Consider the following 23,807-nt stretch of genomic DNA (forward strand, 5'->3'; position numbering starts at 1 on the left):
CCATTGTATGATAAAATACGGCACAGCTATTTTTATCGTTTTATTTATCGTCTGGATACGAGCCTTTCGCTCATATCTGACAATAGCTTTTTTTAAACCAACCAATGACACACACATCATGGCAAAAAATTGCTGGGTGTTTGGTGACTTGATTAATTTGCAAAAGGTTGTTTTTAATAAACATTAACCGTTAGCAAATGCGTGTCACCAGATAGGCAGTTTTTGTGATGTGGAGGCATAACCCAACCAATAGGATATTTTCACATGGCTACAAAGAATCCAACCAAAATCGAGATGCGCGACTTATTACAAGCTGGCGCTCACTTTGGTCACCAAACACGTTTTTGGAACCCAAAAATGGGTCCATATATCTTTGGTGCCCGTAACAAGATTCACATCATTAACCTAGAGCACACTGTAAAAGCGTTTAACGAAGCGTTGACTTACGTAAACGGCCTAGCTGCTAAGAAAAACAAAGTATTGTTTGTTGGTACTAAGCGCGCTGCAAGCGGTATCGTTCGTGAGCAAGCGACTCGCGCTGGCATGCCATACGTTGACCATCGCTGGTTAGGTGGTATGTTGACTAACTGGAAAACTCTTCGCCAGTCAATCAACCGTCTAAAAGAGCTTGAGAAGCAATCAGAAGACGGTACTTTCGCTAAGCTAACTAAGCGTGAAGCGTTAGAGCGTACTCGTGATATGGAAAAACTTGAGCGTTCATTGGGCGGTATCAAAGACATGGGCGGCCTACCTGACGCAATCTTCGTTGTAGACGTTGATCACGAAGCGATTGCTATCAAAGAAGCCAAGAACTTGGGTATCCCAGTTATCGGTATCGTTGATACAAACTCAAGCCCAGACAACGTTGATTACATCATCCCAGCTAACGATGATGCTATCCGTGCTGTGTCTTTGTATGTAACTTCTATGGCTGATGCGATCATCGCTGGTAAAGAGTACGCACAGACTCAAGCTGGTGGTAAAGCTGAGCAAGAACAAGCACCTACTACTGAAGAAGCGCCAGCTGAAACAGAAGAAGCGGCAACTCCAGCAGAGTAATGGCTGACCTAACGGTTTTAACCTTGTAAGAATATCTTGATGGCTTGGCCGTCTTAATTCATACAAGGTTATTAACAGCGTATAAGTAAGCTTATAATAGGCATGATGTAGTATTACTCGTCATGCCTTCTTATTGATAGACAGCTCGTAAATAAACGGGCATTGTTGTTTTTATTTTTCTTCGTTGTATTTTGAATTTGCAAACATAGACCGTAAAAAACATCAAATATCAGTTAAGCACTCCCATACATAACAATACTAAGGTAACTCTTATGTCAGAAGTAAAAGTATCTGCCAAAATGGTAAAAGAATTGCGTGACCGTACTGGTCTTGGCATGATGGAATGTAAAAAAGCGTTAGAAGAGTCAAACGGTGATGTTGAAGTTGCCATCGACAACCTACGCAAGTCTGGTCAAGCAAAAGCAGCTAAAAAAGCGGGTAACATCGCAGCTGACGGCGCTATCATCATCGCTCAAGGCGACAACAAAGCATTTTTGTTAGAAGTTAACTGCCAAACTGACTTCGTTGCAAAAGATGACAGCTTCACTGCGTTTGCAGAAAAAGTGGCGAACCTTGCACTAGAAAACAATGTGACTGATGTTGCTGCTATCTCTGAATTGCCTTATGGCGATGGTCAAACCGTTGAAGAAGCACGCGTATCATTGGTACAAAAAATCGGTGAGAACATTCAGATTCGCCGTGTTGAAACACTAGAAGGCACTAACATCGCTTCATACCGTCACGGTCTACGTATCGGTGTGGTCGTTTCTTATGAAGGTGGCGACGCTGACACTGGTAAAAACCTTGCTATGCACATCGCTGCGTTCAACCCTGTTGCGGTTGATGATGAAGACGTTGCTGCTGATGTATTGGCACGTGAAAAAGACATCATTGAATCTAAAGCAAGAGAGTCTGGCAAGCCTGACAATATCGTTGAAAAAATGATCGAAGGTGGCCTACGTAAGTACCTAGACGAAGTAACTTTGCTACGTCAGCCATATGTCATGGACAATGAGAAAAAAGTCGGTGATGTACTAAAATCTGAAGGCGTAAAAGTACTTGGTTTCAAACGTCTAGAAGTTGGTGAAGGCATCGAGAAGAAGCAAGAAGATTTCGCTGCTGAAGTTGCTGCCACTCAGGCTGCTAACAAGTAAATATTGACTTAAACAAGTCATGATACTGAATGCAGTTGCATAAAAAAGCCCGTTAATTTATTAACGGGCTTTTTTATGTCTGAGGTTTGGCGCTTTAAGTCAATTGCTGCTCAGATTCTTATTTTAGCGTAATGCGGCATAAGCTGAATTGGTATAGCTGGCACTATTGATGTTACTGGTAGTCCCATAGCTGGCAGTACCGTAACTGACATTTTGTAGACCATTATTGATGCTGGCATTGGACGTTTGGTTATTGGCATTGATACTAGCATCAGAAAGTCCAGCGTCATTCTTGTACAAACTGTGGTAGCGACTCATCACGCGTTGGACGTAATTGCGGGTTTCTTTAAAAGGTGGGATACCGCCGTATTTATCGACATTTCCTTCACCTGCATTATAACCGGCGACTGCATGTTCTACATTGTTGTTGAAACGGCGCATGAGCCAAGCGATGTATTTGGCCGAGCCTTCGATATTATCAGCAGGATTCCAAGGATTGCTCACATTGAAGCGGCGCGCCGTTGCTGGCATCAGCTGCATGAGACCTTGCGCCCCAACAGGGGAGCGAGCATTTGGATTGAACGCCGATTCGGTATGCATCATGGCTTTCATGAGCGCTGGATCCACGCCATTTCGCGCAGCAGAGGCGCGAATATAACTGTCATAAGCATTGCGACTCGCGCTATTGCTGGCCGCGCTGCCACCGTAGTCATTACTGCTACTACTGCCGTCATACATCTTTGAGTCTTTATAATAAGTGACTTTTACTTTTTTGGTAAATTTATCAAAGTTACCACTGGGATTGACGTTCGTCAGCAGCACCTGACCACCTTTGTCTTTATAAATATACATATTGCCAGCTTGAGCAGCAAAAGGAGTGACTGAGAGGGCGAGTGTGGTGAGTAGGACAGGAGACAAGCAGCGATTAACTAAGGTTACAATATTTATCATAGGGTTATCACTTTTTCTCTAGTAGTAGCAAATTGCTTTGCTTATAGGCGTGTTATTTGGCGCATTTAAGCGGTCATTGTGTTCGTAGGATTTATAGCCATGAGAGACATAGCGACCTAGCAAAAACCACGTCTAACTAAAAACCACTTGCGATAGATACAAAAAACAATAGTTGCTTACTATAACATACAATACCTTTTCAACACATTTGATTGTGGCATTAAGCATGAAATTATTGAATTAATTTTTAAATAATGACAAACAAATCAATACGATGGTATTTAAAGCGGTTCAAATAGGGTACTTAGCGGCTATGTATTTGTATAATAAGATTACTATAAAAATTGTGAAAAAAGCTCACTCATTCAGCTATGGATAATCACATACCTAAATGCCAAACGTACTGATAAAAATCGGTACCCACACGGCAGTGACCAGACCATTAACGGCTAGTCCAAAAGCGGCGTAACGGCCAGCAGTGTGACTAATCTGCCATGCTTCTACTGTACCAAAAGCGTGAGCGGCCAAGCCAAGCGCTAAACCTTTGGCCCGGTCATCATCGATACCGCGGAATAAGAAACGCGCTAACATACCACCGAGCAATCCTGAGACAATAATAATCAAGTTTGCCATCGCTAATGGCGCTTTGATCAAATCTGCCACACTCAGACCAATGGGGGTGGTCACGGAACGAGTTGCAAAGGCCAGTATGGTGTCATGACTCAATGAAAATAAATACGCCAACGACATAGGAAGCAGGGCACCAACGACACTCGCAATGATCACGATAAGGGTGAGTTTCTTTATAGGTAACCCTTTGAAGTTCATCGCTGCCAATGGTACAGCCAATAATACGGTGACGTACCCGAGCAGGTGATCAAACACAGGTTTGGCCACACGGTAATAGTTATCGTAATCCCACTGTAAGATGAATAAGAACAAAAGGACTAAGATTAGGGCAGTAATCACCATGGGTAGCCATGAGAGCTTACGTGCCAATACGCGAGCAATGACGTGTGCCGCCAATGTTAATAGTATTGCCGCAAGGGTCGCCATCAATACGCTATCAAAAATCATGACATCTCCCAGCAGCTCACAGCTGTCCCTTATGCTCATCAATGGTGGCTTTATTATTCTTGTGATTTAACCAATGATTGGCGAGTAGCGCCAGTCCCCAAAGTGGAATCAAGGTACTGATAATCATGGTTAGCATCACGCCCCACAGCTCATCGCCTAGAGCAAACAGTAGCAAACCTGCACCTGCCGAAACAGGCAAAAAAGCAAAGCCGCTATCGACCAGCAAGGTATTACTGGCCTTGGTCAGCCAACTGGGTAACCCTTTTAGCAATCGCCATGCCATTAAAATAAAGAACATCGCGACCAATCCAACGATATTGGCCGCTTTTTCTATACCCGCCCACTGACAAACTATGACAGCAGACTCACGAACAAAGATTACCATCGCCAGCGTTAGAATTAACGCCAGCCATAAGGGGAGGGAGGAAGAAGGAGTAGCTTGCATAAAGTTTGTGGCCAAGTCGGAGAGGGCTAGGGCGTTCTAATCACGTCCTATAGTCGATATTTATTGAATACTACAAGCGATTATATATAGAGCAGACAAACTAATAAAGACCATAGGATAATAACGTTTTTTGTGACCCTAAAAAGATTACAGCAAACCAAGGGGATACGCCATATAAAAAAATGAGCGATATCGTTTGATATCGCTCATTTGTCATAGATAAAAAGCTGCTTTAAATAGTGAGTTACTTAATAAGTGACTTAAAAAAGAAGATTAATTTACGTCTGTGAGTCAGATACAGGGGCTTCTTTGGCAGCAGTATCAGTAGTTGCACTCGCCGCATGTAGCGCATTGAATTCATCAAATGCTTGCTCTTCTGCGTCGGTCATGGTTTGTTCTTCGACATCTTCGTCGGACTTTTCAAACTCTTCAAGAACGGGCATCAGCAAGGTAGCTTGCGCTAATGGCAATACATCGAGCGGATTTAAGTTGGCTTGACCAAGTAGTTGTCTGAGGCGCTCGCTTGGCAAACGAATGGTCAAACACTCATGCCCGTTATCATCATAGCTTTCTTCTAAAATAACACCCAACTCGTACAAGGTATTCTTGAATTGCCCAGCGCTATAAGGCAAGGTTAAATCAAACGTAGTCAATTTACCAGTTAGTAACTGCTGGACGGCGAGTGTCAATCCTTCCATACCGAGGTTTTGTCTAGAGGAAACATAAACACGGTTAGGCTGACCTTCGCTAGCATAACCAATGTGGGCAGGCTCATCGGTCAAATCAATCTTATTATAAACATTGAGCACTGGCACATCATTATCGATTTCAGCCAACACGTCTTTGACCGCCTGAATTTGTTCATGCATGTCTTCGCTAGAAGAATCAATAACATGTAACAATAAATCGGCCTCTAACGTCTCTTCAAGCGTTGCATGAAACGATTCAACCAACTCATGGGGCAGATGACGCACAAAACCTACCGTATCGACCAAGACAACTCGGCCAACCCCTTGCCAGTCTAAGCGGCGTAAGGTAGGGTCAAGCGTGGCAAATAGCTTGTCAGCGGCGTAGATGTTTTCATCGACCAAACGGTTAAATAACGTGGACTTACCCGCATTGGTATAACCCACAAGCGAGATGGTCGGTACATCAGATTTCTGACGACGGGCGCGGCCTTGAGCACGGGTTTGACGCACCTTTTCTAGTCGGCTTTTTAGCTGATTGACACGAGTCTGCAATAAGCGGCGATCGGTCTCAAGCTGGGTTTCACCCGGTCCACGCAAACCAATACCACCTTTTTGACGCTCCAAATGCGTCCAACCGCGTACCAAACGCGTTGACAGATGATTAAGCTGCGCCAGCTCTACCTGTAGCTTACCTTCATAGGTACGGGCGCGCTGAGCAAAAATGTCTAAAATCAAACCAGTGCGGTCAAGGACGCGGCATTTGACCAGCGCTTCAATATTACGCTCTTGTGAAGGCGATAAGCTGTGGTTAAAAAGGACGATGTCGGCATCGTGCTCGCGCACCAATTCGGCTATTTCTTCGGCTTTACCGCTACCCACAAAATATTTGGCGTCAGGTCTTTGACGCGAGCCTGTCACCAATGCCAAACGATCAGCACCCGCTGAGTCGGCCAGTAGCTCAAATTCGCTAAGATCATCTGGATCTTGGATTTGGCGGATGTCTAAATGTACAATAATGGCGCGCTCGCCACCTTCATGTCTTTCAAAATAATCCAAAGAGTATCACCTATTCTATAAAGTAAATAAATCGCCACGATGCCATTTTGATTGCCTAAAAGAATGTTACTTACTAATAAACTTTTAACCGTATCAAGTCAGCTCTTAACGCAGCGTTCATATGACCATATATATGTGGTCTTATCACTTGATATTAAAGGGTATCGGCATAATTAGTAATGGCTTTATGTTACAAAGATGATGATTAAATAATCTAGGGTCAAAAAAACTACCAGCATGATTGAGTTTTTTATTGATGAAAAAGTAAACAGGGAAAGGCAGATAAAGCATTTATAGCGTAACAAAGGCAATCCATAATTTCAGTGTACAATTCATCACTGGCTGACTGAATTTTGTTATACTTATGACGCTTGTTTAAGCTATATAATCATACGTTTTTAATCACGAGGGATACAGATGAGCCAATCTAAGTCAGGCTTTTCACTCAAACAGCAATTGGGTCGCGGCAGACAAATTGCAGGCATGACCACAACCATCGCTGGTGGCATGCGCGCCGCCCAACGTATTGGGGCGTTCAAGCAACCGCCACGCGAAACCTTACCCCGTTACATTCAAACCTTTTGTCGCAAAATGGCAGGTTCCTTTGGCGTAAAGGTTGTCGCCGTTGAGCCCGTACAGCAGCATCATGGCTTATGGGTTTCTAATCATGTGTCATGGATGGATATCCCTGTGGTGGGTACGCTCAGTCCCGCTTTTTTCTTATCCAAAGCGGAAATCGGTGAGTGGCCTATATTTGGTAAGCTCGCTCAAGCCGCTGGTACCGTATTTATTGAGCGTGGTTCCGGTGATGCAGGCTCGGTTGCCGCGCAAATTGCCAGTTTTTTAACCGAAGGGTTCTCAGTGATCTTTTTTCCAGAAGCCACCACGACCGATGGCAAAAAGATCAAACGTATTCACGGTACCTTGCTACAAGCCGCCATCGATGCTAACGTGCCTATTCGCCCGCTCGTTCTCTCTTACGTCAATAAAGATGGTACGTTAAGCGAAGCGTTACCATATTACGGCAAACTTACGATGAAAGAGAGCCTAAAAAAAGTGCTCGATAGTAAAGACGTTACCGCTTATGTGTTGCCACTTGAGCCGATAGATCCTAAAGGATTGAATAAAAGCGAGTTGACCAATTTATTACAAGCGCGTATGCAAGAAGGGTTGACCAAATTGCATTCACGCGTGTTAACAACAGCTCCGAAATTATAGAGCTGATCGTTTCATTAGAAAGTAAGCAGACATAAAAAAAAGCGCTAATCGCAGTTTTAATGCTCGCGATCGGCGCTTTTTTTATGTGACTATCTACTTGATTCGGTGCGACTGGGGTGAATTTTGTGTAGCCTCTGTTTAGCAGTAAGCAAAGAAAATTTATACCAGTCGCACATGACTATTCACGTATCGTCACGTATCGTCACGTATCGGTTCTATTATGAACTAACCATAAGTAGGTTAGAACCAACTTATAAATATTTGATAGACAACAACCTAAGGTGACGGATTTGGGTGCTGTGTGTGCACGGCTTCAATGGCATCCAATACGTCTTTGGTTAACGTAACATTGACACTATCAATATTAGATTTAAGCTGCTCGGTCGTGGTTGCACCAATAATATTGCTGGTGACAAACGGGCGTGTATTGACAAAAGCCAATGCCATCTGCGCCATGTCCAACCCTGCATCGGCTGCGATTTTGGCGTACTGCTCAGTGGCTGATATGGCTTGACCATTGGTATAACGGGCAAAGCGATCATACATGGTTAGGCGTGCGCCAGCTGGGCGTTTACCATCAAGATATTTGCCAGACAAGACGCCAAAACCAAGTGGCGAATAGGCAAGCAGACCAACATTTTCACGATGCGCCATCTCCGCCATGCCAACTTCATACAGACGGTTGAGTAAGCTATAAGGGTTTTGAACCGTGATGGGTGCGATTAAACCGTTTTTGTCCGCTTCCCAAAGGTAGCGCATCAGACCCCAAGCGGTATCGTTTGACAAGCCGTAAGCACGAATACGTCCCTTTTTGATTTCATCGTTTAACGCTTGAATGGTTTCTAAAAACGGTGTTAAATCATCAGTCGATTGAGCCGCCATCTCTTCAGTATAACCGCGCTGACCAAAAAAGTTCGTTTTACGCTCAGGCCAGTGTAGCTGGTAAATGTCAATATGATCAGTTTGCAGACGCTTCAAATTGCTATCGATCGCACTGCTGATATGATCAGCGTTGAAACGCGTCTGACCGTCACGTAAAAAATCCATCGGTGATATTTTGCTAGCCAGAATGACCTTGTCGCGTTGTTTGGTCTTATTAAACCACGTACCCATAAATCGCTCGGTCGCGCCTTGCTTATCTTTATCCGGCGGTGATGGATACATCTCAGCGGTATCCCAAAAGTTCACACCTTCGCTCAGTGCCATGTCCATTTGTTCGTGGGCGTCAGATTCTGTATTTTGCTGTCCCCATGTCATGGTACCAAGACAGATTTTTGAGACTTTTTCATCGAGTTGTGGCAGCGTTTCATATTGCATACGGTTGTCCTTTTTGAATTCGTTTTTGTTTTTTGGTGATCGTTAATAAGGTATTGGAGCGTCTATACAATTCGTTATAAGTAAAAATGCACACTGTAATGCGCTACTAAAACAAATTTTTCTTGCTTACTGTGCCGTTGTTGCGCCGTTGTTGCGCCGTGGTTGATAGAAGCTGCGCAACATTCATTTTAGTAGCACTATGTCTCTTTTATAGCTTATAGAGGATGGTTGATATAACGGTACTAAATTAATTACATTAACTTGATACCCGTAACGCCAGGTGGCGTCACTTTAAAGACTTTTACTTTGAATAGCACGTCTTGTCCAGCGAGAGGGTGATTAAAATCCACCTCGATTTCGTCGTCATCGATGGCGCTAATGATACCGGGCAAGGTATTTTTGCCCTTGTCTTCAAATTCAACCATCATGCCAATCTCAGGGTTGTCAGCGACGAGCGCAAACTGCGGGCGGCTAAAGTGTTGGATATTGTCAGGGTTCCACTCGCCAAAGGCTTGCTCTGGCTCAAGGTGAGCCGTACGCGTATCGCCTGCGCGTAGATTCATCAGAACTTGCTCAAAACCTGGTAATAAACTCTCATCACCAATGGTCAAGCTCACAGGCGCGTCACGGCTAAAGGTAGAGTCAATCACTGTGCCGTTTTCTAGCGAGACCTCAAAATGCAGTTTAACAAGGCTGCCATAAGTGATACGTGTGTCTTCATTGGGGTTAATAAATTGCGAGTCGGTCATAATAAAAGCCATCTATTGCTTGAGTAAAAAACTGAGGGTTTCAGTGATGCTAAAGATGATAAGTCATCTGGAAAACGTTGTAAGCGTAAATAGTGTAACGCAAATAGTGTACTATATTTGAAGGCTAAAAGAGGATAAGCGTATTTATGGCAAATAAGCAACAAGGTCAGATCAAAAAGTGGCAAGACGATAAAGGCTTTGGTTTTATTGAAACGGATAATGGTGAGTCCGTTTTCTTTCATATTAATGAGTTCAAAGCACGCCGTCGCCCTGAGGTTGGTGAGCAAGTGGTTTTTACCGTTGGGCGAGATAATCAAGGGCGCACGCAGGCAAAAGAAGTGCAAGAGCTGCAATTTGTGCAACAAAAAATGGCACAGAAAAATCAGCAAATCCGTCAGCGTAATGCCAAACGTAGCGCCCAAGCGAGCTTTGAGTCGGGACAAAAGAAACGGCTATTTCTTGGCGCAGGATTTTATGGCGTTCTCATATTGTTGGTATTAACCGATAAATTAAGCTGGCTGGTCGTTGCTTGGTATGCAATTTTAGGCATCATTACTTATGGGATGTATGCCAAAGACAAAGCCGCCGCGCAAAGTGGCGACTGGCGAACACCTGAGTCCACATTGCATTTGCTCAGTGCGCTTGGTGGCTGGGTTGGTGCCATGGTGGCACAGACTTATTTACGCCATAAATCACAAAAGCCCGACTTTCGAATGGCCTATTATCTGACGGTTGTGATTAATATGGCAGGTTTGTTGTTTGTCTTAGCAGGTGGCGGTTTAGGGTTTTTGGAAGAGTTGTTGTAGGCATTAATCATTGTAAGCTAACGTTAAAATTATCTTTAGCCTAATTGTAGAGTGATAAGACTCTTAGTACATTAAACGTTACCTACTTAATAGTAGGTTTGCTTTAAGAACAATCAAATATAGTGCTACTGAGATGAATTTTTTGTCGCCTCTGTTTAGCAGCACGCAAGGAAAATTTATATCAGTAGCACGTGGCTATTAATGTATCGATTCTACATCGACTGACCATAAATGGAAAAATCTTAGATGATTTTCATTACTTCTGCTCTAATACCTGCTTATAAATAGACGCATCTATGTCTGAAAAGCAGCAAAAAATGACCTCACGAATTGAGAACTCAGACATTTTTTTGTCATCTGATCCATAGCCTTTTACGTATTGATACACCGACTCAATAGCGACTTCGGTGGCTTTATCTAGTGGATAACCATAAACGCCTGTACTAATAGACGGAAAAGCGATGCTAGCCAGACCTTGCTCAGTGGCTAATGTCAGAGACTTTTGATAACAGCTGGCAAGCAAGGCTTCTTCATTATTATTACCGCCATGCCAAACAGGGCCGACAGTATGAATCACATACTGAGAGGGTAAATCAAACGCCGGACTGATTTTGGCATCGCCCGTCTGACAGCCATTTAACGTACGGCAGTACTCAACCAGCTTCGGGCCAGCGGCTCGATGAATCGCACCGTCCACACCGCCGCCACCCAGCAAACTTGAATTGGCCGCATTGACGATGGCATCAACACTCAACGTGGTAATATCTGCTTTTAATACCGTTAGAGTAATCATCTGCTCATCGTTTGCAGAATCAGATAATTGGATTTGCTTTTGAAAAATAGGGTTTGTGCGATTGCTTGACATAAAAAAGTCCTTTTTGATTTATTCAATAATCATTTATTGATAGAGTCTAAAGGATGTTTCGGCAGTGACTTGTATATGGTATGAGTATAATAAGTTGAGATTTATATACATGGGTCAGAAAAAGCCATTTCTTTGTCACATAAGCCCATAAGAAATAATTTACAGAAAATAAAAGGGTAGTAATAATGAAAATCGACGCTTACTTAGTTAATTCTTTTACAAAGAATGGAACGGGCGGTAATCCCGCTGGCGTAGTACTAGACGCAGAGAAACTATCTAATCAAGAAAAGTTAGCAATCGCGAAAGCCGTTGGCTATTCAGAAACGGCTTTCGTATGTTGCGACGATGAAGTCGATTTTAATGTGTCTTTTTTTACCGTCACAGAGGAAGTGGATTTTTGTGGTCATGCAACCTTAGCGGTGTTTTCAACATTGTTTCAACAAGGGATTATTGCTCAAGGGGAGTATGTTCAGAGGACAAAAGCAGGGCTGCTCACGGTCGCTATAGAGCCTAACGGACATATAGTGATGGAACAAAAATTACCAGAATATCTCGGTAGCTATGAGTACGAGAAGATAGCAGAGTTGATCGGTATTAACGCTGCGACGCTTGAATCCACTCAGCTTCCTATTGAGGTTGTCTCAACAGGGCTGCATGATATGATCGTTCCTGTGCCTCGTGGCTATCTCGATCAACTCCAAGTAAATGAGCCTTTGCTTACGGAGTTTTGTAAGAGGCATGGCATAATTGGTATTCATGCTTTTGAGCTATGCGAAAAAGACTCTGAGCTGACAGCAAGTTGTCGGAATTTTGCGCCCTTGGTTGGTATTCCAGAAGAGTCTGCGACGGGAAGTGCGAGTGGGGCATTAGCGTGCTATCTGACTAAGCATCTTGGGGACAAGCGGCCTAAAAGCTTTGTCTTTGAGCAAGGAAGGGCAATGGATTGTGTTTCAATCATTACCGCATCCGTTGAACTAAATGGTAAAGATATTTGTCAGGTGAAAGTGGGCGGTTTTGCTCACGAGATTGGGGTACAGGAAGTGATTTTATAGGCCATCTATGGTAAAACCTTATAGTTAAAACAGCGTTACTCTGTATTTTTTAAAAGTAGACTAAAAATAGAAAGAGTTCTAATTAAAAATGATAGACAAAAAAAGGCGAGTTACCTATACGTAACTCGCCTTTTATATTAATAGCATTATAGGTCGTTCAAAATAAAACCAATACATTAATAGCCACAAGCGACTGGTATCAATTTTCCTCGCTTGCTGCTAATACAGAGGCTACTAAAAATTCATCCCAGTCGCTCTGTATCGCTTTCAAAGTGAAGCACTATATCTAGAACGATAAGCGTTAAACGCCGCGTTTCTTCTCCAAAAATAGCATATCAATAACAATGAGTGCCACGCCAATGCTAATGCCCATATCGGCAATATTAAAGATTGGATAATGCCAAACGTCGGCATTATGCACATGGATAAAGTCAATCACATGACCATGTAGCAAACGATCAATCAAATTACCAACTGCGCCGCCAAGCACCAACGCCAGACCGAACGAGAGCAGCGTGGCTTTGCGCGGCGCTTTGATTAAATAGATAATCAAAAACAGCGACATTACCAGCGCCAAGCCTGAAAAAAACCACTTTTGCCAACCGCCTGCATCTGCCAAAAAGCTAAAAGCAGCGCCGTAGTTGTAAGCAAGCGTCCAGTTAAGAAACGGTTCAATTACGGGTACGGGGTCGTGAAAGGTCAGCTTGGTTTCCGCCAGCCATTTTGTCCACTGATCGATCATGATCACGACCAGCGACAACAGATACCACATAAAAGCGTGACGACCGTTAGCGATTACTTTTGGCGTTTTGGTCAAGCGGCTTCTTGGCGTGGTCGAGCTACCCGTTGTTGCATGCGCAGGCTTCGGCGAATGATCGACGTCAGCAGGCGGCAAGTTATTGTCTGTTGAATTAGGCATAGTGACGTACCTCGCCATCACCACTGACATTGGTCACACAGCGACCGCAGATTTCAGGATGTGCGCTATCTATACCGATGTCATCACGGATGTGCCAACAGCGCACACATTTAGTACCAGTCGCCGCGCTAACCTCTACCACTAAGTCTACCAATGCTTCCGTCTCGCTGTCCGTTTGCTCATTTGCCTGTTTGGCAGGATCAGTAGGCGCGTCACTCATTGGCTTTAGCGTGGCTTTACTGGTAATAAGGACAAAACGCAGCTCTTCACCCAGCTTGGCTAAGCTTTCTTGCATCGCACCATCTGCGTATAGGCTTACATCAGCAGATAAGTTGGCATTGATGATTTTTTCGCCACGTGCTGTTTCGATGTGTTTATTGACTAGGTCTTTAGCTAGCATGATACGTTGCCAGTCGTCACTGCTAATCGCGCTTAGCTCAAATTCAGGGAAGGTGTACCACTCTTCCGTAAACACATAGCTATCAGTGCCGTGTAATACTTCCCATGCTTCTTGCGCGGTGAATGACAAGATCGGTGTGATCCAGCGAATAAGCGCATGAGTAATATGATAGATCGCCGTTTGTGCTGAGCGGCGAGGCTGACCGTCCGCCTGCGTGGTGTACTGACGGTCTTTAATGATGTCTAAATAAAAGCTGCCCAAGTCCTGTGAACAAAACGCCGTCACATATTGCGTGACTTGGTGAAAGTCCATCGCATCATACGCGCTGATGATCTGTGCTTGTACCGTTTGCGCACGCTCAAGAATAAATTTATCCAAGCTCACAAGCTCATTGACATCGACGCTGTTTGTCGCTGGATCAAAGTCGTCAGTGTTGGCCAATAAAAAGCGCAGAGTATTACGGATACGGCGATACATATCGACCGCGCCTTTAAAGACCGTTTTACCCGCGCTCATCTCATAACGATAATCGCTAGACGCGATCCATAAACGCAGCATGTCCGCGCCCGTTTTGTTGATCTCTTCTTGCGGGGTGATGATATTGCCCAGTGACTTACTCATCTTGCGACCGTTTTCATCAACGACAAAACCGTGAGTCAATACTTGCTTAAACGGCGGACGCTCATAGATGGCCTCAGACGTCAATAAAGAGGTTTGGAACCAGCCGCGATGCTGATCTGAGCCTTCTAAATACATGTCAGCAGGATTGGTCAGCTCATCGCGCTGATCAAGAACGGCAAAGTGTGTCGTGCCAGAATCAAACCAGACGTCTAGCGTATCAGTCGCTTTGTCATAGTCAGCGGCTTCGCTACCTAAAAAGTCTTCACAGCTGGCATCAAACCACGCTTCAACGCCGCCAGCTTCAATTTTTTGCGCCGCCGTTTCCATTAGCTCAAGCGTGTTTGGATGCAGCTCACCTGTTTCTTTATGCGTAAAGAAAGTAATCGGCACACCCCATGTGCGCTGGCGTGAGATACACCAGTCAGGACGGCCTGTCATCATCGCTTCAATGCGGTTTTGTCCCCATGCTGGCGTCCAGTTGACTTTAGGAATATCAGCAAGCGCACGCTCGCGCAAGCCTTTGGCTTCCATACTGATAAACCACTGCGGGGTCGCACGGAAGATAATGGGTGATTTATGACGCCAGCAATGCGGATAGCTGTGCTCAATCTTGGTATGGCTGACTAGATGACCGTTATCATGCAGGGCGGCGATGATTTTTGGGTTGGCTTTATAGATATGCTCGCCTGCAAATATCGCGGCGCTGTCTAAATAAACGCCTGTACCGCTGACTGGGTTTTCAACTGGCAGGTTATATTTCAGCCCAACGATATAATCGTCTAAACCATGACCGGGCGCGGTATGAACCAGACCAGTACCACTGTCAGTGGTGACGTGATCGCCTAAGATAAGCGGCACTTGACGCTCTGCAATGAGTGGGTGCTGAGCCTTTAGACCTTCCAGCTCACGTCCTGATACGGTCGCAAGAACACCTTGGTTTTCTAATTTAAAAGCGGTCAGTGCGGTTTCAACCAAATCAGCCGCCAATAGCAAGTTGCCTTTTTCGGTGGCGACTACACTATAGTCGTGCTCAGGATGTACTGAGATGGCTTGGTTGGCAGGCAATGTCCAAGGCGTCGTCGTCCAGATAACAGCGGCAATGTTGTCCTCTATCGAATCCAAAGCGGCAACCTTGTCAGTACCGAGTACATCAAAGCTGACATAGATGGCATCAGAGACTTTATCCTGATATTCGACCTCGGCTTCTGCCAAGGCAGAGCTACAGTCCAAGCACCAGTTAACAGGCTTCATACCGCGAGTCACGTGACCATTGTCATGAATTCTAGCGAGCGCGCGTACGATATTGGCTTCTTGATGGAAGTTCATGGTCAGATAAGGATTGTCCCAATCGCCAAACACGCCCAAACGTTTGAAGTCGGCTTTTTGTAGCTCAATCTGTGTACTGGCATACTCACGGCACAGACCACGGAACTCAGTAGCCGAGACTTTTTGTCCGACTTTGCCGACTTTGGTTTCAACCTTTTGCTCGATAGGCAAACCATGACAGTCCCAGCCAGGCACGTATGGCGCATCAAATCCCGATAAGGTCTTTGATTTTACAATAATGTCTTTGAGTACTTTATTGACCGCGTGACCTAAGTGAATCTGACCGTTAGCGTATGGAGGGCCATCGTGCAAAATATACTTGGGCGCACCCGCGCGTGCCTGACGAATTTTGCCGTACACGTCGTCCGCTTCCCAAGCCGCCAGCCAATCAGGCTCACGTTTGGCAAGGTTTGCACGCATGGCAAAGGGGGTATCGGCAAGGTTTAAGGTGTCTTTATAATCGTGGCTTGGTGTATCAGTACTTTTATCAGTCATAAAGGTGTCTTTTTAAAAGGTAGAAGTGGATGAGAAAAATGGTGCAACATCAGGGATAATATTTAAAACAGGGCTCAGCTTACCGCTTAGACATTCATCATCGCGTTCTTATTAATAACGTTAAAGCGCTTTAAAAGCGGGTCAAAAGAATGTTTTGCAGCTTCGTATCTTATTTACAAGTCGCAAGCTGAATATCGGTGGTTTGCAAATAGGGTTACGTCAATAATAAATGCTAACGCGACGAATGCAACCTAAAATGTCGTTATCAGTGATAAAGGGCTATCATAAAGCCCAGTAAAACAATATGAGAATAAGGGCAGCTATTATATGACAAAAAGGATGGGGTAAAAAGAGCTGACCGGTGTTGCCTTTACTTTACCCTAAATTAATGGCTGACCTTATCAGCCGCGCACTGATAAAAACCTATGTTTAACCGACTAAAAGTGGTTACGGATGAGGGGTAATACCATGGCAAAACGCTAAAAAACCGATGATAACCATAGTCGTAATTTTAACAACCAAAGTGGCTGGATACCTGTCAAACCTTGAGTCATTTTACCCTCTTTCAAAACCACATATGACGGTGTGACTTGACCTTGCCAATCGTCAAAAATACTCCCTTGTTGGTCATTTATCGTGGTAAAACCATACTCGTTTTGGTTAAGGTAGCGATGCAATTCTTGATCCGTGCCGGATTGCACAGCAACCGTAACGACTGGATAAGTATTCGCTGCGGCAAGTTTTTCTATGGTAGGAGAGGTGATACGGCAAACAGAACACCACGTACCCCAAAAATATACCAATGTTGGCTTGTCATGACTCAAGGCTGCCAAATCAACCACTTGTCCTTGATAGTCAGTTAGTTGCAGCTGCGGACTGGCGGGCATGACAGGTTGTCGCCACCAGTTAATGGCCGTATAAATCACGATAAACATCAGACCATATAGCAGTACCGTTTTAAAGATAGACCACATTTTTTGTGTCGGTGCCTTCGTGTCAGACTGTTTTGTCATCGCCTGTTTTTTCTTACTCATATTGGTCGTCATGATAGTCGCTTTTTCATAATAAATGTTTTAAACAGATAAAAATAAACGGCTGAGTGGTCAGCCGTATTATTGAACTATGTTTTATATGACGCTCTTACTATATGAGTGATACAAGCTTAATAGTATTAGACAGTTAATCTTAACTAACTAACACAAACTCAAACCCATTAAGGCTTTTGGGCGCGATCTTGTAATGGGTCGCCTGTTAATACGCTACCTGAGTTTTCAAGGCGCTCTTCATCGCTCAATTTGCTGGCTGGAATTTTCGCTTTTCGTTTCCATTTTAGGCTAAACAAATCATCGCGGCGATCAATGAGGTTATGTACTGAGCCTTCGTTACGCACATGCGTGAGCTTATCTAAATTCAAGTCTGAGAAGAAGATCATTTCAGTATTGGGCGTTGTTTCTGCCATAATCGCATCATGAGGGAACGCGAAGTCTGATGGTGAGAAAATAGAAGACTGCGCGTACTGAATATCTAAGCTCTCAACTTGTGGTAAGTTGCCTACAGAGCCGCAAATCATAACGTAACATTCGTTTTCAATTGCTCGTGCTTGGGCGCAGTGGCGCACACGCAAGTAGCCGTTTTTGGTGTCGGTCCAAAAAGGAACAAACAAAATATCCATGTCATCAAGCGCTAGTAGGCGGGCAAGCTCTGGGAATTCGATGTCATAACAGACCAAGATACCAATGCGACCAGCATCTGTATCGAATACTTTGACCTCGTCACCGCCTTCGATGACCCAAGCGCTACGCTCGTGAGGCGTGATATGTATTTTGCGCTGCTCTTCAACCGTACCATCGCGGCGACACAGATAGCTGACATTGTATAAGGTATCGTCTTCATCCAGTAATGGCATGGAGCCTGTAATGACGTTGACGTTATAGCTAACGGCTAAATGCGAAATCTCGTTTTTGAACCATTCGGTATAACCTGCCAAAAAGCGAATCGCGATGTTTTGATCGGTGGATTCGCATAGACCCATCAATGGCGCGTTAAAGAATTCTGGTAAACAAGCAAAGTCTGAGTTGTAATCCGCCATGACATCGACAAAGAATTCAACTTGCTGTAGTAGCTCTTCAGGTGACTCCACCTCACGCATCTGCCATTGGATACCACCAATACGCACTTCTGACTTGCGCGTGTTTGGCTTATAGTCTTTTGGCTCGTAATAAATATTGGCCCATTCAAGTAGGGTGGCAAATCCTTTCGACTGCGTATCATCAGGCAAATAAGCGGTTAGAATACGTTTGACGATAAAGCCATTCGACAATTGAAAAGACAGCGCCGGATCATGAATTTCACGTGACGCGACGGCATCGATATATTCGCCCGGTGTTAGATCTTGGTGATTGTGATAATTAGGAATGCGTCCACCGGCCAAAATGGCACGGAAATTAAGCTGACGACATAACTCTTTACGCGCATCATAAAGCCTGCGACCTAAACGGTAACCGCGATATTCTGGATCAATCAAGGCATCTAAACCATAGATGGCATCGCCTTCTGGATTGTCTCTGATGATCTCTTTTTGACCAATCAAATCATCATAGGTATGCGGGTTTGAAAACTTGGCATAATCAACGCGCATGGATAGGACAATCCCAATCAACTGATCATGGTCAAACAAGGCAATCTGACCTTCAGGGAAAGCATCAATCAAGGTGTGTATAGTGGTCTTTGACCAAGCGCCGCCTAGGTTGACATAGACACGATCCATCAGCTCTTTTAACTGCGGATAGTCTTTTTTCTTGATTTCAGCGATTGTTAGGTGAAAGTCATCTAATTTTTCTATTTTGCTCATAATCTTCCTGTTTTGGCTCTTTACTGGTGGTAGGGATATCAAAGGTGAATGCGTCACAAGATTTGAGCTAGCAAGTCTTTGTGTAACAGATACGATAAATAGATTTCAATGATTGAATATTATCGTTACAATGATTTATCTTTGCATTTACAATACGTTATAACGATATTCTATCTCATTTAGCTCATCGATTTTGGCGTTATTGGCTCTGATTGGATGAATGTATGGGTCAGAATCATTATTAAATCGACCTTAAAATTTACGACGAATGACAGCCGTGGTTAACATAATCCGATATTTATAGCTGTTTTCAAACGAATGGTCTTTGTCATTTCTCTATATTAGGGCGTGTTGATCATTCACAAATAGGCACTGCTGATTGCTAAAATCATTTCAGACAAGGCACCAATCGAAGATAATGCTCATGCCTTAGCAAGAGTGGTAACGCAGTATGAGATGATTTTAGCATCAGCCTAAAAGGACAGAACGCTTTTTTGCCACTTCATTGATAAAAATAGACGTATAGAATGACTATACTTACTCTGTTTATCTTCGAATTGTCTAAAAAATCGTCTCTGTCAGTGCCATGGTTGAATAATCAAACACGCCCTAGAATCGCAAAACTTTTACATAGCATTTCTCAGTACGTTTCGTTCCAAATGCCTTTTATTTTGCTCGCTATCATAACAAGCTACCTCCTCAATGACAGTCTAACGTGGTAATTATTTGCTGCGATTTTGTGAGTCAGTATTCTTTGTTCTTTTGGGCATCGTTTTGTTTTTTGTTTCAATTTACCGTTTAACGGCGGCTTTTTAGGATGGTTTGTTATGCCCGTAAATCATGATAATAGAATCAGTATGGATGATGAGATAGAAGACTCAGCGCTGATTCAACTGGTCTACGTCAGTAGCCTGACGTTTGTTTCACGTCTAAATGCCTCAATATTTGAGGACGTAGAACGTCATGCACGCGATTATAATCAGCAGCATGGCATCACTGGTATCTTATGTTATGGCAATGGTCAATTTTTACAATGCATCGAAGGTCAAAAAGCGCACGTGTTTGCATTAAAGGAGCGTATTTTTGCTGATGATCGTCACAAAAACGTTGAGACATTATTACTGCGTACCATAGAGCACCGCAGCTTTAGCGATTGGCGTATGCGTATGTTATTTTTGGAGCGCTGGCTGTGGTCACCTGCAAGCAAAAAGCAAGCCGCGCTGTTATCGCCATACTTGCCGTTTTTTCCACATGATTGGTCGCCGAGTCGTACTGAGCACTTTTTAGAGCTTATCAAAACTTTTGATCACCCGCCGCACATCCAAGCAGCAGGTATTACTTATAATGCGATGGGTAATATGTTTCGTCATGTCGCTGCACCGCATCAAGCGTTTTTAATCGTCCAAGGCTTTTTAAGTGTATTGCTTATTATGGGTCTGGTGCTGCTGTATTATTGGTAAGTCAAATAGAGCAGCCTTGATGTTTTTATAAATTGTATGTTGTATAAAATGAAAAAAAGACGCAACCTTTTTGAGGTCGCGTCTTTTTTTGAGGCTTTATAATCACCTTTGCAAGGTTTTATAGTCAGCCTCGCTATTCATGTATCAATTCTATTTGGAATTGGCTATAAAACAGCCGATTACATATCAAAAATCTTACCACGGTTCATAATATTGTTCGGATCAAACACTTTTTTGACCGCTTTTAAGTACTCAATCTCAGTCTCGCTGCGGCTGTAGTGTAGATATGGCTTTTTGGTCATACCCACGCCGTGCTCAGCCGACACCGAGCCACCATACTTCTGCACCGTATCAAACACATATTTATTGACGATCTGACACTCCGCAAAGAAAGCGTCTTTGTCCATATTTTCAGGCTTTAAGATATTCAGATGCAAATTACCATCGCCAATATGACCAAACCAGCACACCTCAAAGTCGGGATAGTTACTGCTGACAATTTCATCAATCTCTTTGATAAAGTCCGGCACGTAGCTTATCAGGACAGACACATCATTCTTATAAGGCGTAAACACAGAAATGGTCTCTGAGATATATTCGCGCAGCTTCCACAGCTCTGCCGCTTGTGACAGGCTTTGACTCATCACCCCATCGACGACCCAACCTTGCTCTAGGCAATGCTCAAAGATGGTCATGGCTTTATCCATGATAGGCTCGTAAGAGGCCTCAAATTCAATCAGGGTATAAAACTTGGTACGCGACTCAAACGGCTCTTGTACTTGACCATGCGCCATCAGCTTATCAATGGCAACATCATCAAAGAATTCAAACGCGGTCAAATCGATCTGTGCTTGAAAGGCCGATAGCACATTCATCACATCCGTAAAGCTGTCCATACCCAGCACCATAACGCTCAAGTCTTGCGGCTGACGCTCAAGTTTGATTTGGGCATGGGTCACCAAACCAAGTGTGCCCTCAGCACCGATAAAGAGCTGGCGCAAATCATAGCCAGTGGCGTTTTTGACCATGCCACGATTGAGGTGCAAGATATCTCCTTTGCCCGTGACAACCGTCAGCCCCATGATCCATTGACGGGTCATGCCATAGCGGATGACTTTAATGCCGCCAGCATTGGTGCCAATATTGCCGCCCATTTGGCTCGAACCTGCTGAGGCAAAGTCGACCGGATAGTAGAGACCTTTTGCTTCGGCGAACTGCTGTAATTGCTCAGTTACGACACCCGCTTCAATCTCAACCATGCGATCGGCTGGATAAAATTGGCCGATACGGTTCATTTTATCGAGACTGACCACCATTTCGCCATTGGCAGCGACGGCGCCCGCAGACAGACCAGTACGTCCACCGCTTGGGGTGAGAACCACATTATGCTCATTGGCAAGTAGGACGATGGTCTGTACTTGTTCGGTGGTCTTTGGAAAGACGATGGCGGCGGCATTGGGCGGAAAGTGTTTGGTCCAATCTTTGCCCCAATGCTCTAAGCTCTCGGCATCGGTTTTTATTTGGCTTGGGTCAAACTGATGGGCATCAAGTAGGGCGCTGAGTATCGTTTGGACAGCGGCTGTATTGGTCTCAGATGGGCTTTGGCTAGATAAAGAAGTCATGGTCAAATCTCAGTAAAAACGTAAGCGCTATGCATAAAGGGGATTATTATATCGCTAAATTGATATAACGAAATCTATATAACTATGTTTATATAATTGTGTATATATAACGGAAAGTTGGTTGTTGGGATAGTGATAAGGTGAAATGACTATATTCGTTTCAATCATAATTCGTTTCAATCATATCTATTTAAACTAAGCTTGGCAAAACAGTCTGACCTAAGAGGACACTAACAGTAAAGAGCCGCTTAATAAATTGTGAACATAATAGTTCACTATACCATAAAAAGTTTTCAGGCTTGATAATCAATAATTCATCTAATCAGCTAACATCGACGCTAGATTTTGTGTAAGATATCTAGACTGTTTTCGTTTCATTCATCATAGATTATCCCTTAGATAATCTTATAAGACAATTATAGGACAGTTCTCACATGGCGTTATCACTACAAAAAGACAAAATCCGGTTTTTATTGCTTGAAGGTCTGCATGACAATGCGTTAAAAGTATTGGAAGGCGCGGGTTATCACAATATCGAGAATATCAGTCACGCGCTTGATAAAGACGAGCTGATCGAAAAGATCAAAGATGCTCACTTTATCGGTATTCGCTCGCGCACTCAGCTGACCCGTGAAGTCCTAGAGCATGCCCAAAAGCTTATCGGAATTGGGTGCTTTTGTATCGGTACCAATCAAGTTGATCTAGACGCCGCCCGTGACTTAGGTATTCCTGTCTTTAACGCGCCATTCTCGAACACACGTTCAGTGGCTGAATTGGTATTGGCAGAAGCCATCATGCTGTATCGCGGCATCCCTGAAAAAAATGCCACCGTACATCGCGGCGGCTGGGGTAAGTCTGCGACCAACTCGCATGAAGTACGTGGCAAAACTATCGGTATCGTCGGTTACGGTTCTATCGGCTCGCAGTTGTCTGTATTGGCAGAAAGCTTCGGTATGAAAGTCATCTATCATGATGCTGTGACCAAATTGCCACTTGGTAACGCGGTGCAAGTCGGTAGCTTAGAAGAGCTGTTGTCAACGGCTGATATCGTGACGTTGCACGTACCTGATGTGCCAAGCACACGCTATATGATGAAAGCGGAGCAGTTCGCTCAGATGAAAGAGGGCAGTTACTTTATTAATGCCGCTCGCGGTACGTGCGTCGAGATTGACGATCTTGCCGCTGTGCTTGAATCTGGCAGATTATTAGGCGCGGCCATTGATGTGTTCCCAAAAGAGCCAAAATCAGCTGACGAAGAGTTTGAATCGCCACTGCGTAAGTTTGACAATGTCATCTTGACGCCGCATATCGGCGGCTCAACGCAAGAAGCACAGGCCAATATTGGATTAGAAGTTGCTGAGAAGTTCGTCAGATACTCTGATCAAGGCGATACAGCGACCGCTGTTAACTTCCCAGAAGTTTCTGTACCGTTTAAAGAAAATTCACACCGTCTGCTTCATATTCATAAAAACGTACCGGGCGTTCTGTCGCAGATCAACCGTCTGTTTGCAGAAGCAGGTATCAACATTTTAGCCCAGAGTCTGATGACTGAAGGCGATGTCGGTTATCTGGTGATGGATGTTGACTACAATGATTCAGATGCGGCACTAGACCAACTCAAAGACGTAGAAGAAACGATTCGCGTACGTATTTTGTTTTAAGTTATATTTATACT

Annotated in this window: 19 protein-coding genes; 7 read left to right on the forward strand and 12 right to left on the reverse strand. The window is 44.0% G+C overall.

The window, feature by feature from the left end; genetic code table 11:
- Positions 1-264 precede the first annotated feature (264 nt).
- Positions 265-1,059 (forward strand): 30S ribosomal protein S2, encoded by a 795-nt coding sequence (gene rpsB, locus AAJP47_RS06390; protein WP_346717057.1) that lies wholly within the window; start codon positions 265-267, stop codon positions 1,057-1,059.
- Positions 1,060-1,331: 272 nt separating this feature from the next.
- Entirely contained in the window at positions 1,332-2,213 is an 882-nt protein-coding gene (gene tsf, locus AAJP47_RS06395) for a translation elongation factor Ts (RefSeq protein ID WP_346717058.1), read from the forward strand.
- 123 nt (positions 2,214-2,336) lie between these two features.
- Here tsf and AAJP47_RS06400 read toward each other — a convergent pair whose 3' ends face one another.
- The 4 genes from AAJP47_RS06400 to hflX form a co-directional block, all read right to left on the reverse strand.
- Entirely contained in the window at positions 2,337-3,164 is an 828-nt protein-coding gene (locus tag AAJP47_RS06400) for a lytic transglycosylase domain-containing protein (protein ID WP_346717059.1), read from the reverse strand.
- A gap of 387 nt (positions 3,165-3,551) precedes the next feature.
- On the reverse strand, positions 3,552-4,241 hold the full coding sequence (locus AAJP47_RS06405; protein ID WP_346717060.1) for an LrgB family protein: 690 nt from the start codon (positions 4,239-4,241) through the stop codon (positions 3,552-3,554).
- A 16-nt stretch (positions 4,242-4,257) separates the two neighbouring features.
- Positions 4,258-4,686: a CidA/LrgA family protein gene (locus AAJP47_RS06410; protein ID WP_346717061.1), complete on the reverse strand. Its 429-nt coding sequence runs from the start codon at positions 4,684-4,686 to the stop codon at positions 4,258-4,260.
- A 278-nt stretch (positions 4,687-4,964) separates the two neighbouring features.
- Entirely contained in the window at positions 4,965-6,431 is a 1,467-nt protein-coding gene (gene hflX, locus AAJP47_RS06415) for a ribosome rescue GTPase HflX (protein ID WP_346717062.1), read from the reverse strand.
- Between the two features lie 417 nt (positions 6,432-6,848).
- Here hflX and AAJP47_RS06420 point away from each other — a divergent pair, with 417 nt between their 5' ends.
- A complete protein-coding gene (locus tag AAJP47_RS06420) occupies positions 6,849-7,649 on the forward strand; it encodes a lysophospholipid acyltransferase family protein (protein WP_346717063.1) in 801 nt (266 codons plus the stop codon).
- 276 nt (positions 7,650-7,925) lie between these two features.
- Here AAJP47_RS06420 and AAJP47_RS06425 read toward each other — a convergent pair whose 3' ends face one another.
- Both AAJP47_RS06425 and fkpB read right to left on the reverse strand, forming a co-directional pair.
- Positions 7,926-8,966 (reverse strand): aldo/keto reductase, encoded by a 1,041-nt coding sequence (locus tag AAJP47_RS06425; RefSeq protein ID WP_346717064.1) that lies wholly within the window; start codon positions 8,964-8,966, stop codon positions 7,926-7,928.
- A 251-nt stretch (positions 8,967-9,217) separates the two neighbouring features.
- The gene (fkpB, locus tag AAJP47_RS06430) at positions 9,218-9,715 is read right to left on the reverse strand and encodes an FKBP-type peptidyl-prolyl cis-trans isomerase (protein WP_346717065.1); all 498 of its coding nucleotides are present in this window, start codon (positions 9,713-9,715) and stop codon (positions 9,218-9,220) included.
- A 146-nt stretch (positions 9,716-9,861) separates the two neighbouring features.
- Here fkpB and AAJP47_RS06435 point away from each other — a divergent pair, with 146 nt between their 5' ends.
- A complete protein-coding gene (locus AAJP47_RS06435; protein ID WP_346717066.1) occupies positions 9,862-10,521 on the forward strand; it encodes a DUF1294 domain-containing protein in 660 nt (219 codons plus the stop codon).
- Positions 10,522-10,777: 256 nt separating this feature from the next.
- Here AAJP47_RS06435 and AAJP47_RS06440 read toward each other — a convergent pair whose 3' ends face one another.
- Entirely contained in the window at positions 10,778-11,386 is a 609-nt protein-coding gene (locus AAJP47_RS06440) for an O-acetyl-ADP-ribose deacetylase (RefSeq protein WP_346717067.1), read from the reverse strand.
- A gap of 185 nt (positions 11,387-11,571) precedes the next feature.
- Here AAJP47_RS06440 and AAJP47_RS06445 point away from each other — a divergent pair, with 185 nt between their 5' ends.
- Entirely contained in the window at positions 11,572-12,438 is an 867-nt protein-coding gene (locus AAJP47_RS06445) for a PhzF family phenazine biosynthesis protein (RefSeq protein WP_346717068.1), read from the forward strand.
- A gap of 301 nt (positions 12,439-12,739) precedes the next feature.
- Here AAJP47_RS06445 and lspA read toward each other — a convergent pair whose 3' ends face one another.
- From lspA to AAJP47_RS06465, 4 genes are all read right to left on the reverse strand, one after another.
- Positions 12,740-13,357: a signal peptidase II gene (gene lspA, locus AAJP47_RS06450; protein ID WP_346717069.1), complete on the reverse strand. Its 618-nt coding sequence runs from the start codon at positions 13,355-13,357 to the stop codon at positions 12,740-12,742.
- Positions 13,350-16,199: an isoleucine--tRNA ligase gene (gene ileS, locus AAJP47_RS06455; RefSeq protein ID WP_346717070.1), complete on the reverse strand. Its 2,850-nt coding sequence runs from the start codon at positions 16,197-16,199 to the stop codon at positions 13,350-13,352. Before ileS ends, lspA begins: the two co-directional genes overlap by 8 nt.
- Positions 16,200-16,678: 479 nt before the next feature.
- Positions 16,679-17,245, reverse strand: a complete 567-nt coding sequence (locus AAJP47_RS06460; RefSeq protein WP_497198691.1) for a protein disulfide oxidoreductase — start codon at positions 17,243-17,245, stop codon at positions 16,679-16,681.
- A gap of 167 nt (positions 17,246-17,412) precedes the next feature.
- Positions 17,413-19,050: a carbon-nitrogen hydrolase family protein gene (locus AAJP47_RS06465; protein ID WP_346717071.1), complete on the reverse strand. Its 1,638-nt coding sequence runs from the start codon at positions 19,048-19,050 to the stop codon at positions 17,413-17,415.
- An 827-nt stretch (positions 19,051-19,877) separates the two neighbouring features.
- Here AAJP47_RS06465 and AAJP47_RS06470 point away from each other — a divergent pair.
- A complete protein-coding gene (locus AAJP47_RS06470) occupies positions 19,878-20,510 on the forward strand; it encodes a BLUF domain-containing protein (protein WP_346717072.1) in 633 nt (210 codons plus the stop codon).
- 179 nt (positions 20,511-20,689) lie between these two features.
- On the opposite strand, the gene AAJP47_RS06475 is transcribed toward AAJP47_RS06470, so the two are convergent.
- Positions 20,690-22,132, reverse strand: a complete 1,443-nt coding sequence (locus tag AAJP47_RS06475) for a D-2-hydroxyglutarate dehydrogenase (RefSeq protein ID WP_346717073.1) — start codon at positions 22,130-22,132, stop codon at positions 20,690-20,692.
- Positions 22,133-22,566: 434 nt separating this feature from the next.
- Here AAJP47_RS06475 and serA point away from each other — a divergent pair, with 434 nt between their 5' ends.
- On the forward strand, positions 22,567-23,793 hold the full coding sequence (gene serA, locus AAJP47_RS06480) for a phosphoglycerate dehydrogenase (RefSeq protein WP_346717074.1): 1,227 nt from the start codon (positions 22,567-22,569) through the stop codon (positions 23,791-23,793).
- Positions 23,794-23,807: the final 14 nt, after the last annotated feature.

It is taken from the genome of Psychrobacter halotolerans (genome assembly GCF_039680845.1).
Lineage (GTDB): Bacteria > Pseudomonadota > Gammaproteobacteria > Pseudomonadales > Moraxellaceae > Psychrobacter.

Coding starts and splice junctions, on each gene's coding strand:
- ileS (WP_346717070.1), bottom strand. CDS start 16,199: ATGACTGATAAAAGTACTGATACACCAAGCCACGATTATAAAGACACC.
- rpsB (WP_346717057.1), top strand. CDS start 265: ATGGCTACAAAGAATCCAACCAAAATCGAGATGCGCGACTTATTACAA.
- lspA (WP_346717069.1), bottom strand. CDS start 13,357: ATGCCTAATTCAACAGACAATAACTTGCCGCCTGCTGACGTCGATCAT.
- fkpB (WP_346717065.1), bottom strand. CDS start 9,715: ATGACCGACTCGCAATTTATTAACCCCAATGAAGACACACGTATCACT.
- AAJP47_RS06470 (WP_346717072.1), top strand. CDS start 19,878: ATGCCCGTAAATCATGATAATAGAATCAGTATGGATGATGAGATAGAA.
- AAJP47_RS06410 (WP_346717061.1), bottom strand. CDS start 4,686: ATGCAAGCTACTCCTTCTTCCTCCCTCCCCTTATGGCTGGCGTTAATT.
- AAJP47_RS06460 (WP_497198691.1), bottom strand. CDS start 17,245: ATGACGACCAATATGAGTAAGAAAAAACAGGCGATGACAAAACAGTCT.
- tsf (WP_346717058.1), top strand. CDS start 1,332: ATGTCAGAAGTAAAAGTATCTGCCAAAATGGTAAAAGAATTGCGTGAC.
- serA (WP_346717074.1), top strand. CDS start 22,567: ATGGCGTTATCACTACAAAAAGACAAAATCCGGTTTTTATTGCTTGAA.
- AAJP47_RS06400 (WP_346717059.1), bottom strand. CDS start 3,164: ATGATAAATATTGTAACCTTAGTTAATCGCTGCTTGTCTCCTGTCCTA.
- AAJP47_RS06465 (WP_346717071.1), bottom strand. CDS start 19,050: ATGAGCAAAATAGAAAAATTAGATGACTTTCACCTAACAATCGCTGAA.
- AAJP47_RS06405 (WP_346717060.1), bottom strand. CDS start 4,241: ATGATTTTTGATAGCGTATTGATGGCGACCCTTGCGGCAATACTATTA.
- AAJP47_RS06420 (WP_346717063.1), top strand. CDS start 6,849: ATGAGCCAATCTAAGTCAGGCTTTTCACTCAAACAGCAATTGGGTCGC.
- AAJP47_RS06425 (WP_346717064.1), bottom strand. CDS start 8,966: ATGCAATATGAAACGCTGCCACAACTCGATGAAAAAGTCTCAAAAATC.
- AAJP47_RS06445 (WP_346717068.1), top strand. CDS start 11,572: ATGAAAATCGACGCTTACTTAGTTAATTCTTTTACAAAGAATGGAACG.
- AAJP47_RS06435 (WP_346717066.1), top strand. CDS start 9,862: ATGGCAAATAAGCAACAAGGTCAGATCAAAAAGTGGCAAGACGATAAA.
- AAJP47_RS06440 (WP_346717067.1), bottom strand. CDS start 11,386: ATGTCAAGCAATCGCACAAACCCTATTTTTCAAAAGCAAATCCAATTA.
- AAJP47_RS06475 (WP_346717073.1), bottom strand. CDS start 22,132: ATGACTTCTTTATCTAGCCAAAGCCCATCTGAGACCAATACAGCCGCT.